Origin of the sequence: Pigmentiphaga litoralis (genome assembly GCF_014651835.1) — a bacterium.
Classification (GTDB): Bacteria; Pseudomonadota; Gammaproteobacteria; order Burkholderiales; family Burkholderiaceae_B; genus Pigmentiphaga; species Pigmentiphaga litoralis.
Genome location: NZ_BMXQ01000001.1, coordinates 1,994,551 through 2,010,108, shown reverse-complemented (window position 1 = coordinate 2,010,108; position 15,558 = coordinate 1,994,551). Strand labels below are relative to the sequence as shown.

Annotated in this window: 13 protein-coding genes; 9 read left to right on the top strand and 4 right to left on the bottom strand. The window is 64.9% G+C overall.

What is annotated here, in order from left to right:
• Nucleotides 1-3: 3 nt before the first annotated feature.
• The gene (locus IE116_RS09050; RefSeq protein ID WP_189611701.1) at nucleotides 4-984 is read right to left on the bottom strand and encodes a Bug family tripartite tricarboxylate transporter substrate binding protein; all 981 of its coding nucleotides are present in this window, start codon (nucleotides 982-984) and stop codon (nucleotides 4-6) included.
• A gap of 239 nt (nucleotides 985-1,223) precedes the next feature.
• Between IE116_RS09050 and IE116_RS09045 the strand changes: the two genes are divergently transcribed.
• The 4 genes from IE116_RS09045 to IE116_RS09030 all read left to right on the top strand — a co-directional run bounded on the left by IE116_RS09045 (nucleotide 1,224) and on the right by IE116_RS09030 (nucleotide 4,937).
• Nucleotides 1,224-2,189: an AraC family transcriptional regulator gene (locus IE116_RS09045; RefSeq protein WP_189611699.1), complete on the top strand. Its 966-nt coding sequence runs from the start codon at nucleotides 1,224-1,226 to the stop codon at nucleotides 2,187-2,189.
• A 176-nt stretch (nucleotides 2,190-2,365) separates the two neighbouring features.
• Nucleotides 2,366-3,208, top strand: coding sequence for an IclR family transcriptional regulator (locus IE116_RS09040; RefSeq protein WP_373302975.1), 843 nt, complete (start codon nucleotides 2,366-2,368; stop codon nucleotides 3,206-3,208).
• A 2-nt stretch (nucleotides 3,209-3,210) separates the two neighbouring features.
• Nucleotides 3,211-4,536 carry a TIGR03862 family flavoprotein gene (locus IE116_RS09035; RefSeq protein ID WP_189611697.1) on the top strand — a complete coding sequence of 442 codons (1,326 nt, stop codon included), beginning with the start codon at nucleotides 3,211-3,213 and terminating at the stop codon, nucleotides 4,534-4,536.
• A 197-nt stretch (nucleotides 4,537-4,733) separates the two neighbouring features.
• On the top strand, nucleotides 4,734-4,937 hold the full coding sequence (locus tag IE116_RS09030; protein WP_189611694.1) for a heavy-metal-associated domain-containing protein: 204 nt from the start codon (nucleotides 4,734-4,736) through the stop codon (nucleotides 4,935-4,937).
• Here IE116_RS09030 and dinB read toward each other — a convergent pair.
• A complete protein-coding gene (gene dinB, locus IE116_RS09025; RefSeq protein ID WP_189611692.1) occupies nucleotides 4,918-6,078 on the bottom strand; it encodes a DNA polymerase IV in 1,161 nt (386 codons plus the stop codon). The two genes, IE116_RS09030 and dinB, sit on opposite strands and share 20 nt — an antisense overlap.
• A 234-nt stretch (nucleotides 6,079-6,312) precedes the next feature.
• Here dinB and IE116_RS09020 point away from each other — a divergent pair, with 234 nt between their 5' ends.
• Together IE116_RS09020 and IE116_RS25875 are read left to right on the top strand one after the other, a co-directional pair.
• The gene (locus IE116_RS09020; RefSeq protein WP_189611690.1) at nucleotides 6,313-7,065 is read left to right on the top strand and encodes a glycosyltransferase family 2 protein; all 753 of its coding nucleotides are present in this window, start codon (nucleotides 6,313-6,315) and stop codon (nucleotides 7,063-7,065) included.
• Nucleotides 7,066-7,687: 622 nt separating this feature from the next.
• Nucleotides 7,688-9,274, top strand: a complete 1,587-nt coding sequence (locus IE116_RS25875) for a DEAD/DEAH box helicase (RefSeq protein ID WP_444544107.1) — start codon at nucleotides 7,688-7,690, stop codon at nucleotides 9,272-9,274.
• A gap of 105 nt (nucleotides 9,275-9,379) precedes the next feature.
• On the opposite strand, the gene IE116_RS09010 is transcribed toward IE116_RS25875, so the two are convergent.
• Nucleotides 9,380-11,479, bottom strand: a complete 2,100-nt coding sequence (locus IE116_RS09010; protein ID WP_189611688.1) for a bifunctional sugar phosphate isomerase/epimerase/4-hydroxyphenylpyruvate dioxygenase family protein — start codon at nucleotides 11,477-11,479, stop codon at nucleotides 9,380-9,382.
• Between the two features lie 118 nt (nucleotides 11,480-11,597).
• Complete coding sequence (locus IE116_RS09005) at nucleotides 11,598-12,572, bottom strand: LysR substrate-binding domain-containing protein (RefSeq protein WP_373302974.1); 975 nt, start codon at nucleotides 12,570-12,572, stop codon at nucleotides 11,598-11,600.
• Nucleotides 12,573-12,719: 147 nt separating this feature from the next.
• On the opposite strand from IE116_RS09005, the gene IE116_RS09000 reads away from it, so the two are divergent.
• The 3 genes from IE116_RS09000 to IE116_RS08990 all read left to right on the top strand — a co-directional run bounded on the left by IE116_RS09000 (nucleotide 12,720) and on the right by IE116_RS08990 (nucleotide 15,491).
• On the top strand, nucleotides 12,720-13,772 hold the full coding sequence (locus IE116_RS09000; protein WP_189611685.1) for a Gfo/Idh/MocA family protein: 1,053 nt from the start codon (nucleotides 12,720-12,722) through the stop codon (nucleotides 13,770-13,772).
• Between the two features lie 124 nt (nucleotides 13,773-13,896).
• Entirely contained in the window at nucleotides 13,897-14,358 is a 462-nt protein-coding gene (aroQ, locus tag IE116_RS08995) for a type II 3-dehydroquinate dehydratase (RefSeq protein ID WP_189611683.1), read from the top strand.
• Nucleotides 14,355-15,491: a porin gene (locus IE116_RS08990; RefSeq protein WP_308428222.1), complete on the top strand. Its 1,137-nt coding sequence runs from the start codon at nucleotides 14,355-14,357 to the stop codon at nucleotides 15,489-15,491. Before aroQ ends, IE116_RS08990 begins: the two co-directional genes overlap by 4 nt.
• Nucleotides 15,492-15,558: the final 67 nt, after the last annotated feature.

Genomic DNA, 15,558 nt, shown 5'->3' with positions numbered 1-15,558 from the left:
GGTTCAGTCCGCGGTGATGTTGAACTCTTTGACCACCTTGCCCGTGGTCTCGTATTCCAGTTTGGCGGCGCGCGCCAGGTCTTGCGGCGTGCCGCCCACCGGCACTTCCCAGGTCGTCTTCAGGCGCGCAATCATGTCGGGCTGCTGCAGCACGGCGTTGATGTCCTGGTTGAGCTTGTCGATCACGGCAGCGGGTGTGTCCTTAGGCGCAAAGACACCGTACCAGGCGTTGACCGCCACGTTAGCAATGCCTTGTTCGGCCAGGGTCGGCAGATTCGGCATCAGCGGGCTGCGCTGCGCCTCGGCGGTGCCGAGCGCAACCAGGCGGCCCGACTCGATATGCTGGCCCAATGCGCCCAGCGCACCGAACGTCACTTTCACATGGCCGGCCAGCACGTCAGAAATCGCCGGCGCAATGCCCTTGTACGGGGCGTGCAGCATGTCGACGCCCGCCGACTTCTTGAACAATTCGCCGGCAATATGCATGGGCGATCCGTTGCCCGCGCTGGCGTAGGCCAGGCCCGGCTCCTTCTTGACCAGCGCCACCAGATCCTTCGCGGTCTTCACGCCCAGCGACGGGTTGGCCACCATGACCATCACGCCCTTGGTCGGTTGAATCACCGGGGCCAGGTCCTTCAGTACATCGATCTGGCTGCCGGCGCCCTTGGGCAGCACGTGCGGCGCGCTGAACACGGTATTGGGCGACAGCATCAACGTGTAGCCATCGGGCGCGGCACGGGCCACGGCGGCGGCGCCGATCATGCCGCTGGCGCCCGGACGGTTTTCAACCACGACAGGCTGGCCAAGACGGGCCGCAAGCTTTTCACCCAGGGACCGGGCCAGCACGTCCGGACCGCCGCCAGGCGGATTGGGAACGATGATGACGATGGGTTTGCTGGGAAATGCCTGGGCGGACGCCAGGGGCGCAACGGCCGCGAGGCCCAGAACACAAAGGGCGTTCAGCACGAAGAAGGTAGGGCGCATGATGGATTTCCGGAGGCAGGCGATTCGAACGATAGGCGCTAGGGAACGACGCCCGGGCAGATGTCTGGTGCGACGCGGCCGCAAACCGCCGCGCACGTACTGATTGTTCCCTGGTAACCCCCCGCACTCAACCGCCGCAACACCTCAATGAGGTATCGATCGTCTCGTTTCGGCTGGACGAAAGGCATCGCGACGCCCACAATCGGTCAAAATCTTTCACTTTGCGCGGGAGGTCTGCGGTGGATGTCCTGAGCGATGTACTGGCTGCCTGCCGCGTGGAAGGCGCCGTGACAGGCCGGTTCACCCTGTCGGCGCCCTGGTCCCTGGCGTCCGCGGGCGTCGATGGCGCCATGTTCCGCGTCGGCCGGGGAGAGCCCTGGTGGCTGGCGGTCGATGGGGACGCACCCGTACAAGTGGATCCCGGCGACCTCGTCCTGCTGCCCCACGGCAGCCCGCATATCCAGATGTCGTCGCCCGATGTCGACGCCGCCCCCATCAACCTGGCGCAGGTGCTGCAGGACACCGGCGTGGCCGACCGCCTGCACACGCCGTTGGTCTTTGCATCCGGGGGTGGCGGCGCCGTCACCGATCTGTTCTCGGGCATCGTGCTGTTCCGGGAAACGCAGCGCAACCCCGTGCTGCGCATGCTGCCCAAGATGATCCGCATCCGCGCGGCCGACATGTCCGTCGCACCCTGCCTGGGGCCCATGACCGAAATGTTCGTGGAAGAAAGCCTGGCCTGCCGGCCGGGCTGGAAAATCACCGCCGCCCGCATGGCCGACCTGCTGTTCGTGCACATGTTGCGCGCCTACCTGCTGACGCATTCCGGTCCTGGCCATGACTGGTTCCGCGGCTTGAGCGACCCCAAGATCGGCAAGGCCCTCATGCTCATCCACAACGATCCGCGCGCGCCATGGACCGTCGAATCGCTGGCCGAAGCGGTGTTCATGTCGCGCTCGCGGTTCAGCGCGCGCTTTCGCGAACTGGTGGGCGAATCACCGATCTCCTACCTGGCCAGCCGCCGCATGGGCATTGCCGCCGAACGCCTGGCCCTGGGCTATCTGCGCATGAGCGACGTCGCCGAAGAAGCCGGCTACGGATCCGACAAGGTGTTCGCGCGCGCATTCCGGCGCTGGTGCGGCATGACGCCGACCGAATACCTGAAAAGCCGCGGGGTCGAGCGTGAGTTGGGGGAATCGGGCTGACGAGCGTGGCAGGCGTGACGGTTGAAGGCGGCGTGACGGGCGAGGCTGGCGTGACGGGCGAAGGCGGCGTCACCGGCGTACCGGCGAAGTGGATGCTTCCGCCGCATGAGCAAGGCGTTTGCCGGGCCGCCGAAGTATGATCCCGCTTCGATCGCTCGGAACGATGCCCCCACGGTATGACCACGAAAGCAAAGATGCCCGATGACGCCCAGGATAAATACCTGGTGCCCGCACTGGAACGCGGGCTGCTGCTGCTCAGCGAGTTCAATCACAACGACCGCCAGCTGTCGGCGCCCGAACTGGCGCGCCGCCTGAACCTGCCGCGGTCCACCGTGTTCCGCCTGCTGATGACACTGGAGTCCATGGGCTTCGTGCAGCGCACCGAAGGCGGCCATGATTACCGGCTGGGCTTGTCGGTGCTGCGCCTGGGATTCGAATATCTCGCGTCACTGGAGTTGACGGAACTGGGCGCGCCGCTGCTCGAGCGCCTGCGCACCGACATCGGATTTTCTTGCAACCTGGTCGTGCGGGATGGCCGGTCCATTGTGTACGTGGCCAAATCCAGCGCATCCACCCCGTTCACCAGTACCGTCAATGTCGGCACCCGTCTGCCTGCGCATGCCACGGTACTGGGCCGCGTGCTGCTCGAAGACCTGAGCCTGCCCGAATTGCGAGAGTTGTTCCCCGAAGAGCACCTGGAAAGCTATTCGTCCAGCACGCCGACCACCGTCCTGGAATTGTTCGAACTGGTGCAGAAAGACAAGGAACGGGGCTTCGTGCTGCAGGAAGCGTTTTTCGAAGCGCGCGTGTCCACCATCGCCGCGCCCGTGCGCGACCATACGGGACGCATCGTCGCCGCGCTGGGCGCCACCATTCCGTCGTCGCGCTTTGAACCCGAACGTCTCGACGACATCCTGGCCAGCGTACGCAGTACTGCGTATGAATTGTCCCGACTGCTGAATTACTCGCCTTCCAAGGGCGCAGCGGCCGGCAAGGTCGTCAATCTGTGGCGAGAGTAGGCATGCCGGACCGCGTTGCCGTCATTGGCGCGGGTCCTGCAGGGCTAATGGCGGCGGAAACGCTGGCGCTTGCCGGCTACCCTGTCGACGTCTACGACGCCATGCCGTCGGTGGCGCGCAAGTTCCTGCTGGCGGGCAAGGGCGGCATGAATATCACGCATTCGGAACCATTGCCCGCGTTCATCGGGCGTTATGGTCCGCGTGCACAACAGCTTGATCCCGTGATCCGCGACTTCGATCCCGATGCCTTGCGTGCATGGGTCGACGGGCTGGGTGTCGGCACATTTGTCGGGACGTCCGGCCGGGTCTTTCCGACCGACATGAAGGCAGCGCCGCTATTGCGGGCGTGGCTGCAGCGGCTGCGCGAAGCCGGGGTGCGTTTCCACATGCGGCACCGGTGGGTGGGGTGGGATGAGGATGGCGCGCTGCGGTTCGTGACGGGCGGACCGGTCGCGGCGGGGCGGGCAGCGGCGCAGCTGAGCAGTGCAGCCTCTGCGCCAGCATCCAGCGGGCTCGCCGATGACAGCGCGTCGGTCCAGGCGGCCGCCACCGTGCTTGCGCTGGGCGGCGCAAGCTGGCCACGGCTCGGGTCCGACGGGGCGTGGGTGCCCTTGCTGTCTGCACTCGGCACCACGGTTGCCCCGCTTAAGCCTGCCAATTGCGGCTTCGACATTGGCTGGACGCCATTCTTTTCCGACAAGTTCGCCGGCGCGCCGCTACGCGCGATCACCGCGCAGGTAACGGACCCGCAGGGGGTCACCCACGCCCGCACGGGCGAATGCATCGTGACCGCCACCGGCATCGAAGGCGGCCTGATCTATGCGCTGTCTGCGGCCTTGCGGGACGCGATCGCCACTGCGGGATCCGCCACCTTGACGATCGACCTGGCGCCAGGGCTGTCGTTCGAACGCGTGCTCGAAGAGATCCAGTGGCCGCGTGGCTCCAGGTCCATGGCCAATCACCTGCGCAGCCGCGTGCGTATCGAAGGCGTCAAGGCGGGCCTGTTGCGCGAGGTGCTGGACGCCAACGGCTTTTCCGATCCGCAGCGGCTGGCCCGGACCATCAAGGCCTTGCCGTTGACGCTCCTTGCGCCGCGCCCGATCGCCGAGGCCATCAGCACGGCAGGCGGCGTCACCTTCGAATCGATGGATCGACGCGGCATGTTGAAAGCGCGGCCCGGCGTCTTCTGCGCCGGCGAGATGCTGGACTGGGAAGCGCCCACGGGCGGCTACCTGCTGACCGCATGTCTTGCGAGCGGCCGGGCGGTGGGGAAGGGCGTGGCCGCGTGGCTGGACAGCCAAGCAGGCCGTTCTGACGGCGGTACCTGAACAGGGGGCTGAACGCTATCCGGATTGCCTTGGATCCGGCGCTGAGTCTGAAGTTGAATCTGGCGTTGAATCTGGCGTTCAATCCGGCCTTGAAACAGCCGCTGTAACGGGTGCAACCCGTGATCACCCCACGGGCGCTTGACCTTCCCACGGTGATAAGGTGGATCCTGCATCCTCAAGCTATCAGGAGAACATCCATGTTGTCATTTCAAGTCGAAGGCATGTCCTGCGGACACTGCGTCAAAGCCGTCACCGAAGCCGTGCAGGACGTGGCGCCAGGCGCCAAAGTGGACGTCGATCTGACCACCAGCAAGGTGCAAATCGATGGCGCGAACGATGCAGCCGCCGTCTCGCATGCGATCACCGAAGCCGGCTATACGGTCACTGATCGGCAAATTTAAGTTCGCCTTGCACTTGCTCCGGCGTCAGCTCCGCCGGGGCATCCCCCGGCCGTGACAGGGCGCCGATCCGCACTCCCAACAACCGCAGCCGCTGGTCCAGGGGCACACGCCGCAAGCATTCCCCGGCTGCGCGCCGGATGGTCGCTGCGTCGCCCGTCGGCGCAGGTAGCGTCACATCCCGCGTGACGGTATGGAAATCTGCGTAGCGCAGCTTGATGCCGATGGTTTTGCCTACGTAGCCCTTTCGCTTCAAGTCTTCCGCCACCTTCGTACACAGCGCCGTAAAGATGCCCGACAGGGCATCGCGGTCCTGCCGTGCATGCAGATTGCGCTCGAAGGTGGTTTCCCGGCTCACCGACTTGGGCTCGGACCGCGTTTCAACAGGCCGGTCGTCGATGCCGTGCGCCGCCTCGTGCAGCCAGGCCGAATAACTGCGGCCAAAATGCTCCTGCAGGAAGCCGAGGTCGGCATGAGCCAGTTCGGTCACGGTGCGGATGCCCAGGCTCGCAAGCTTCTCGTTGGACTTGGGCCCGATACCGTTGATCTTGCGCACCGGCAGCGGCCCGATCCGCACGGGGATATCGTCGTGGCCCAGAATGGTCAGCCCATTGGGCTTTTCCAGGTCGGAGCAGATCTTGGCCAGCAGTTTGTTCGGCGCCACACCGATCGAACAGGACAGTCCCGTGGCTTCCTTGACCGCATCTTTCAGTCGTGACGCCAGGGGCAGGGTCTCGTCGGGCTCTTCGCTCAGATCGATATAGATTTCATCGATTCCCCGGTCTTCGATATGCGGCACGATGCTGGTCACCGCGGCCTTGAACAGCTTCGAATAATGCCGGTACGCGTCGAAATCCGCAGGCAGCAGCACGGCGTCGGGCGCCAGTTGCGCCGCCTTCATGATGCCCATGGCCGAAAACACGCCCAGGGCGCGCGCTTCGTAGGTGGACGTGGTGACTACTCCTCGTCCGGCATAGGTGCGCAGCGTCGTGAAATGCCGCACCCCGTCGTCACCCGTCTGCGGTTGCGCGGTCGAGCGTCCGCCAATGACCACCGGCCGGCCGCGCAATTCCGGGTAGCGCAGCAGCTCCACGGAGGCATAAAAGGCATCCATGTCCAGATGTGCGATACGACGAGCTTTCATGTGCAAGATAGTAGCCGCTCGCGCCGCACCGCTTAGGCTGCGGGCGTGTGTCGATGGGCGCAAGGGGCGGGCAGGATGGGGGAAGGCGATGAATGCGGGCGTCGCGCGCATCACGGCGGAAGTTAGCGGACAATGTCGGCGACGCCGGACGGCAATACTGAAACGGAACGGCGTCACGGCAATGCTAACAAATGCGTAGCCGCATTTCTGCGGCACTAGGGTCGGATGCAAGGCATGAACAAGATCAGCGGTCTGGTAATCACATTCAACGAGTCAAAGCACATTGTCGAGTGCATCCGCTCGCTCAAGCGCGTATGCGACGACGTGGTCGTGGTGGACTCTCTGAGCGCCGACGACACCGTGGCCCTGGCCGAAGCCGAAGGCGCGACCGTCATCCGCCAGCCTTTCCTGGGCGATGGCCCCCAGCGCACCGCAGGGCTGCCGTATTGCCGGCATGACTGGGTGCTGAACCTGGATGCCGACGAACGGCTGGAAGACGACCTGGCGGACTGGCTGGCGCGCACCGACCTGGCCAGCTTGCCCGCCGATGCCGTCGAGTCGCGTCGCCGCAATTTCGTGGGCGACCGCACCACGCGTCATGCAGGGCAGTATCCCGACTACGTGCTGCGCATCTTCAACCGGCAGCGGGCCGACTTCAAGCCGGTCGTCGCGCATTCACGCATCCAGGCCGCAAGGGTGATGCGCAACGAAGGGCACATCACGCATTATTCCTATCGCGACTATGCGGACATCTTCAGCCGCGCCTGCCTGTATGCGAACTGGATGGCCAAGGATCTGGCGGCCAGCGGCAAGCCGGTGCACGGTTGGCACCCGATGCTCCACGGAACGTCGGCGTTCCTCAAACATTACGTCATCAAGACCGGCTTCCTTGCCGGCCTGGATGGTCTGACTCTGTCGCTGGGCAAAGCGTTGGCCTCCTACCTCAAATATGCCAGGGCCCTGGAGATACGTCGCGCCATCAGGTAAATGCGTTAGAATCTAAGTCTTTGATTTCTCTGGACTATTGATTCGTGCGATGCATTGCAGCAGATCGGCGGACCCCCCAACCATGACCAATACGGACACGAACAAAGTGACGACAACGACGGTGACCACGGCGGCGGACAGCCCGGTGACACCTTCGGGGGGCGAGTCAGGCGCGGAAACACAGCATCCAGCGGGAAGCCCTGCAGCCACGGGCACCCAGGCAAACGCCCCGGTAGCCGCGGCAGCAACGCCTGCGCCCGCGTTCGCAGCACAGCCTGCGTCGACCGTTGCGGGCGCGCCCGCCGCGGCCACGGCTGCCGCTTCGGCCGCGCCAGACGCGGCAGTCGAGATTCCTGCCACCGCTGTCGGGCGGGCTGACGCGGCGTCTGCGCCTGCTGCATCCGCACCGGCTGCCCCAGCGCCTGCGGTCGCGAATACAGCAGCCTCAGCCGCGCCTGACGCCGCGATCGACATCGCAGCTGCGACAACTGCCCCTGCAGCATCGGTCCCTGCGGCAGCGGCCATCGCGGCAGAAGCGCCGACCGCCGCCGCGCCTGTCACCGAAGCCCCTGTCGAAGCCGCGCCTGCGACCTTCGACACATTCGGCCTGCACCCCAGCATCCTGCAAGCCATCGTTGCCACCGGCTATACCGTGCCGACGCCGATCCAGGCCAAGGCCATTCCGGTGGTCATCGCCGGCGCCGACGTCATGGGCGCGGCGCAGACGGGCACCGGCAAGACGGCGGCGTTCACGCTACCCATCCTGCATCGCCTGATGCCGATGGCCAACGCGAGTGCGTCGCCTGCCCGTCACCCGGTGCGCGCGCTGATCCTCACGCCCACCCGCGAGCTGGCCGACCAGGTCGCCGACAACGTCAAGCGCTACAGCAAGTTCACGCCGCTGCGTGCCGCGGTCGTTTTCGGCGGCGTCGACATCGTTCCGCAAAAGGCCGAACTGCGCGCCGGCTGTGAAGTCCTGATCGCCACCCCCGGCCGCCTGCTCGACCACGTCGAACAGAAGACCGTGAATCTGAGCCAGGTCGGCATGCTGGTGCTCGACGAAGCCGATCGCATGCTTGACATGGGCTTCCTGCCTGACCTCGAACGGATCATGCGCCTGCTGCCCGAAAAACGGCAGACGCTGCTGTTCTCGGCCACCTTCAGCAACGAGATCCGCCGCCTGGGTCACACGTTCCTCAAGCAGCCGATCGAAATCGAGACGGCTGCCCGCAACGCCACGTCCGACAACGTCACGCAGATCGCCTATGCGCTGAGCAGCGACGCCAAGCGCGCGGCGGTCGTGCACCTGGTCAAGTCGCGCAACCTGAACCAGGTCATCGTGTTCTCGAACACGAAGATCGGGACTGCGCGCCTGGCGCGTCAGCTGGAACTGGACGGTGTGCGCGCCGAATCCATTCACGGCGACAAGACCCAGACCGACCGCATGAAGGCGCTTGAAGCCTTCAAGGCGGGGACGCTGGAAGTGCTGGTTGCCACCGACGTTGCCGCCCGCGGCCTGGACGTGGCGGGCGTGCCTTGCGTCATCAACTACGACCTGCCGCACAGCGCGGAAGACTATGTGCACCGGATTGGCCGTACGGGCCGGGCCGGCGCGCGCGGCGAAGCGATCGCGCTGTACACGCCCGAAGAAGAGAAGTACCTGATTGACATCGAAAAGCTGATCAAGCGAACGGTGCCACGCGCCACGCTTGACCTGCCTGTCACGCCAGGTTCCTTGCGCACGTCGCGTGAAACGCGGGAAGGGCGCGAGCCCCGCCGCGACAGCCGCCGCGATGCCGGACGTGAAGGCCTTCGCGACACCACCCGCGATGCCGCGCGCGATGCCGCCCGCGACGTCGGCGTCACCCCGGAAGCTTCGCGCGACGTCAGCAGCGTGGTCGCCCAAGACGGTGCTCGCGATGCCGGCCGAGACCGCGTCGCCTCCGTGTCCCGCGACAACGGCCGTTCTGCCGCGCCAGGCGCGTCGTCCCCGCGCAGCTACGATCGTCCGGAGCGCAGCGGTTCGCGTGACGCGCGGTCGTCGGGTCGCGGTGGGCGTTCGGCGCCGGTCGACGACTTCTTCTCGAAGCCGTATGTGCCATCTCCTTCGGCCAACCGGGACACGACGCCAACGACCGACGCAGCGCCCAGCCGTCCAGGCCCCAAGCGCCAACTGGCCGCGTTGCTGGGTGGCGGCAAGAAGTCCTGACCGGATCGTTCATCGGCGTCAGCTTCAGTTTCAGGAACCCCCGATACCTTCACGGTATTCGGGGGTTTTTTGCTTTCAGCGACGCAGCGGATCGCGTGCAGGCGCTCAGCGTGCAGCAGCGTCAGCGCCCAACTCGACCCCCCGGCTTGACGCCCAGGTGTGTTTGCTGCCCCTGTGCTTCGGCCGCACTGCGTCAGTTGGCTGAGTTTCTGCTGCCTGTCTTTCTGCCGCCAATGCTTCTGCCGCCTGAGCTTCTGACGCCAGTCGCGCCGCCCCGTTGAGCGCCCCATACCCGTCATACCCGCCGACACGCTGCACGATTTCAAAAAAGAATCGGTCGGCAAAACGGATGGTGTAGATGTGGAAGAACGCGCCCAGCGGGGTCTGATCGAACAGAATGCCAAGGCTTTGCATTCTGCCCACCAGCGACGGGTCAAGATCGCATCGCGCCAACAGGTCGTCGTAGTAGTTTGGAGAAATTGGCACGAACTGCGTGCCCGACGCCCGCAACTGTTCGACCGCTGCAAAGATGTCGTCGCAAGCAAACGCCAGATGATGCAAGCCGCCACTGCCGCCGCTTGCGCTGACGGCATGTGCCACGCCGGTCCTGCGGCTGGCGGACACGTTCATCACCATTCGCACACTGCGCGCAGCGTTGCTGACGCTGCTGCTTTGCACGAGTCCGTAGGGGTCAGCGAGTTCGTGGCGGTCACCGGGTTCCAGCCCCAGCACCGCGCGGCTGAAAAGTACCCAGCTATCGAGTTGATCAGGCGGCAGCGCCAACGCGATGTGGTCCAGCGACCGCAACACCGGCGCCGGCTTATGACCGGCCGGCAACGACGTGGTGCCGGCGGCACGATGGGCGCCAGCCGCACTGCCGTCGGTAGCCAACCCGTCCCTGTGGAAATCGGCGATTTCGAAGCCCGGAGTGCCCCTTTCGGTGGGTACGAAATGGATACGCATGCCACCGGGCGAGACAATGGCCGGGATATGCAGTTCATCGGCCTGGCGCGGCGTGTGGGCCGCGGCGGACAGCAGGGCAGATGCCCGCGCGGCTGCCTGATCGGGTACGGACGTGCCGAGGCCGATCGCGCACATGCCCGGGCCGCCTTGACGCTCGAAGCGCTGGCTTGCGAATGACTCGGGCTCGGCGTTCACCACCAGACGGATGTCGCCCTGGGCATAGAGCTGCACATCTTTGGACCGATGCTGGCCGACGAGGCGAAAGCCCATGGTGGCGAGCACCGCACCCAGGGCTTCGGCATGGGCATGGTCAACGGCAAACTCGACGAACGCCACCCCGGTCAGTTCAGGCACCGGAGGCGGGTTGAACAGCCACGTGCCGGTCGCTGGCTGCCGCCGCAGTCGATCGCACGCGCCGCTGGCTTCCAGTCGCGAGCGCACCCGGCTTTCCAGCCACAACAAGGACCGCATTGCGTCCGTGGCGGTACGCCGGTTGGGCGTCTCGCGAAACTGGTCATTGAAGATCTCAAGCGACAACGGCCCTTCGTAGCCGGACTTCAATACCTGTTCGAAAAAGTGGTCGCAGTCCAGTTGGCCCTGTCCGGGAAAGTTGCGGAAGTGACGGGCCCACTGCAGCACGTCCATCTGCAATTGCGGCGCGTCGGCCATCTGCAGAAAGAAGATCTTGTCGCCAGGAAGTTCTGCGATGTCTGTCGGATCATCCTGCAGCGACAAGGTATGGAAGCTGTCCAGGATCAAGCCCAGGTGCGGATGATTGGCCAGCGCGACGCGTTTCCACGCGTCGCGGTAGCGCCTGACATGGCGTCCCCACGCCAGGGCTTCGTAGCCGATCCGGATGTCGTGGCGCGCCGCACGCTCGGCCAGTTCGTACAGTTGCGCCGCGGCCCGCTCGGGTTCACCCGTCGACAGTGGCGAGGTGTTCGAACACACCAGCAGCGTACGGCACCCCAGGTCGTTCATGAGCGCGAACTTGTATTCGGCGCGTGCCAGGCTGCGGCGAAAGTGCGCCGTCGGCATGCCCTCGAGATCGCGAAAGGGCTGGTAGAGATCGATGCTCAAACCGTGATCGTCGGCCAGGCGCCGCAAGGTGGCGGCACTGCCGGAAAAATGCACGAAGTCGGGCTCGAACAGTTCAATGCCGTCGAACCCGGCGGCGGCAATGGCTTCCATCTTCTGTTCAAGCGTGCCGCTCATGGACACGGTGGCAATAGACCGGTGCACGGTCGTTCTCCTTGGGATGCGCAGTCAGCACCGGCTGGCGCAAGCAGCAAGCGTACTCAAACGGATGAAAGGCATCACCACGCGCTTCATGAGCCCCGTCACAACGTGTCGTGAACAATCAGCGCCGGGGACGTGGCACGTGCAACGCCGTGTCGAGTGCGTAGGCGCCCTGCGTCAATTCCCGTTTCATGTACTCGATGCAGGCGCCTACCTTGGCCGACGTGGTGCTGCGGCTGCACGTCATGGCCCAGACGTCGGCGCATTCGACGTGATCGGGCAGCACTCGCACCAGGCTGCCATCGCGCAGATGCGCTGCGACGTCCCATACCGACAGCAGCAGGATGCCGTGACCCTGCAAACCCCAGATGCGGACGATATCGCTGTGATTCGATCCGAAGCGGCCCGTCACTTTCACGGTGTGCACGCCATCGGGCCCCTGCAGGCGCCACACGCCGAACGCCTGTTCCCGATCCCGGAAGGCCAGGCATTCATGGTGGGTGAGATCGTCCGGAGTCGCCGGGGCGCCGCAGCGTTCCAGGTAGACGGGTGACGCACAGAGCACGCGGCTGCTGTCGGCAATGCGGTGCGCGATCAGGTGGGGATTGACCGGATCGCCCACGCGAATGTCGATGTCGAATCCTTCTTCGATCAAATTGACACGGCGGTCCACCAGTTCCAGCCACACGTCCAGTTTGGGGTAGCGCTGTTGCAGTCCAGACAGCACGTAGGACACATGACTACGGCCAAGCCGCAGGCTGGTACTGATACGCAACAGCCCGCTCGGTTCATTGCGTGCGCTTGCCACGGCGTCGGTCATGGCGTCGACGTCTTCCAGGACCTTCAACGCGGCGCGGTACACGCGTTCGCCTTCGCTGCTGATATGGACGCGCCGGGTCGTGCGATGGAACAGCCGCACACCCAGTTGCGTCTCGAGAATGTGGATGCGCTTGCTGACGTAGGCAGGAGACACGCCGCGTTCGTTCGCGGTCGCAATGAAGCTGCCGCGACGCGCTACTTCGCAGAAAACAGAGAGGTCATTGAGTTCGGGCTTATTGTGCACGCGGCGTTGATTTCGTGAAGACGGATGAGCCAATGATAAGACCAGGGGCCGTCGGTATTCTCTTCGCAAAACCACGATCAGGAGACGACATGCGACACGCACAATCCCTTACGCCGGTGCCGTGCACACAAGCTTTTTGCCCCGTGCATCCGCAGCGCTGATTAGTTGTCGGTCGCAACTATGTCTCCTCTTCGCATCGTCATCGTTGGCGCCGGCAGCATGGGCCAGACGCATCTGTCGGTCGTGCAGCGCAGCCCGTCGTGCATCGTGTCCGCGCTGGTCGACCCGTCGCCCGCCGCGGCCGCCGTGGCGCTGCGTACAGGCGTGCCCTTGTATGCCACGCTCGACCAACTGATCGAACATGACCGGCCCGATGGCGCCATCCTTGCCACCCCCAATACGCTGCATGCCGACCAGGCCTTGTGGTGCATAGGTCGCGGCATTCCCGCGCTGATCGAAAAGCCGCTGGCCGCCACGGTGCCAGACGCGCTGGCCATCGTCGAGGCCGTTGATCGTACCGGTGCGAAGGTGCTGGTTGGGCACCACCGCGCGCACAGTCCGATCATGGCGCGCGCAAGGCAACTGATTGCCGACGGCCGCCTTGGTCCACTTGTGGCCGTCATGGGCAGCGCCATGTTCTACAAGCCCGACCAGTACTTTGTCGACGGGCCCTGGCGCACCGGTCCTGGCGCGGGGCCGGTGCTGCTGAACATGATCCACGAGGTGCACAACCTGCGCATGCTGTGTGGCGACATCGTCGCCGTCCAGGCGCTGGGGTCGCGGCGCACACGCGGCTTTCCGGTTGAAGACACCGTGGCGATCACCCTGCGATTCGCCAGTGGCGCGCTTGGCACCTTCCTGTTGTCCGACACGGCCGCCAGTGCCCGCAGCTGGGAACAGACCTCACACGAAAACCCGATCTACGCGCACTCCGACGATGAGGATTGTTATGTCATCGCCGGCACCTTCGGCTCGCTGGCCATCCCTACCTTGCGGCTCAAGACGTGGAGCACGGCAAGCGACCGTTCGTGGTGTACGCCATTCGATCTCGCCCAGGGCGAACGCGCGCGCGAGGACCCGCTGGTCCGCCAGCTCGCGCACTTTGCAGACGTGATTCGCGGCGACGTCACGCCGGTGGTCAGCGCGCATGACGGCCTGCGCAACGTACGCGTCACGCACGCCATCCTCGACGCCATCCGCACCGGCACCACCATCGCGATCCCGCCCCACTGAAGTCACCCGGCTGAAGTCACCCGGCTGAAGTCACCCCGCTGAACCCATCCCGCTGAACCCGTCCCGCTCAAGTCACCCCACTGACGCGCAAGCGTCTTTTTCACCCACGCACCAAGGAACTCCCATGCACAAGATCGTGATGCTGCATGGCATCAACCACAACCTGTTCGGGCAGCGTGAGCACGCCCACTACGGCAGCGTCACGCTTGCCGATATCGACCATTCCCTGCAGGACCTGGGTCGGGAACTCGGCGCCGAAGTCGCCTGCTTCCAGACCAACAGCGAAGCCGAGATCTGCGAGCGCATCCATCGGGCGTTCGAAGAACGGACCGATGCGGTGCTGATCAACGCGGGCGCATGGACGCACTACAGCTACGGCATTCGTGATGCGCTGGCCGTCCTGAACGTCCCGGTGGTCGAAATCCACATGTCGAACATTCACGCGCGCGAAGCGTTCCGGCACCAGTCGGTGTTCGCAAGCGTCGTCACAGGGCAGATCTGCGGATTTGGCGCCGAAAGTTACACGCTGGGTTTGCGCGCCGCACTGTCGGCCATCGCAGCCCGCAGAGCAGGAGAGCAGGCATGACCCGGACACGCATCATCCCTACAAGCACGATCAGCACCATCTCCATCGCAGCGGCCATGGCCGCGTGCAGTTCGGCGGCGTTCGCACAGTCGTCTGTCGCGCTGTATGGCACGGTCGATCAATACGTCAGCTACCTGCGCAGCAGTTCCGGCGAAAAGTCGATGGCGCTGGAAGATGGAGCACTTACGCGTACCCGGTGGGGATTGCGCGGCAGTGAAGACCTGGGTGCCGGACGGCGTGCCATCTTCCAGCTCGAAGCCGGCGCAAGTGCCGATGACGGCAGGGCGGCGGATTCGTCCCGTCTGTTTGACCGGCAGGCCTGGGTCGGCCTGGCAGGCGGCTTCGGAGAGGTGCGCGTTGGCCGACAGAACACGGTGGTGGTTGGGCGCGGATCCTACGTGGATCATACGGCACGCACACTGGGATCGGTCCTCAATGCCTTTGGCATTCCAGCGCGCTATGACAACGACGTCTCGTACATCTCGCCGCGGGTAGGCGGCTTTCTGGTCGAAGCGCATTACGCGCTGGCCGAAACGCCCAATCAAAGCCGCCGGCAGTCGGTCAAACAATTGGGCGTCGACTACGAAACCGGTCCGTACCGGCTTGGCTATGTGGGTGTCACGGCAGGCCCGCGCTCGCCAGCCGCCTACACCGCCAACGTGCAGTACCAGAACCTGTACGCCAACTACGACTATGGACAAGGCAAGATCTACCTGGCCTATGCACGGTCGAACAACAGCACGGCGACCGGATCAGGCAACAACGCCGGCTCGATTCTGAGCAACGTTGGCGGGGTGGTGGACGGCAGCAACGCGGACGTCAATCGCATGTACAACCTGTGGCAGATTTCAGCCGACTATCGCGCCACGCCGCAGTTTCGCGTGGGGGCCTTGTTCGGCCTGCTGGACGACCGGTCAGGCAACCGCAGTGCGTCAGGCGCGTCGGTGGCGGGGTTCTACGACCTTTCCAAGCGCACGACGCTCTACACGGTCGGCCAGCAACTGCGCAACCGCGGATCGGCGGGCTTTCGACCGGCAGGGTCTGCCGGGCTGAAGTCCAACTTCAGCATGCCGAACGATGTGAACGGCCGCACGATCACGGGGTTGCACGCCGGGATCCTGCATCGGTTCTGATGTCGCGTGTCTGCAGCGGCGGAAGCATCGTTGCAGTCTGTCGCAGCAGCCTGCCACTGCAGTCTGC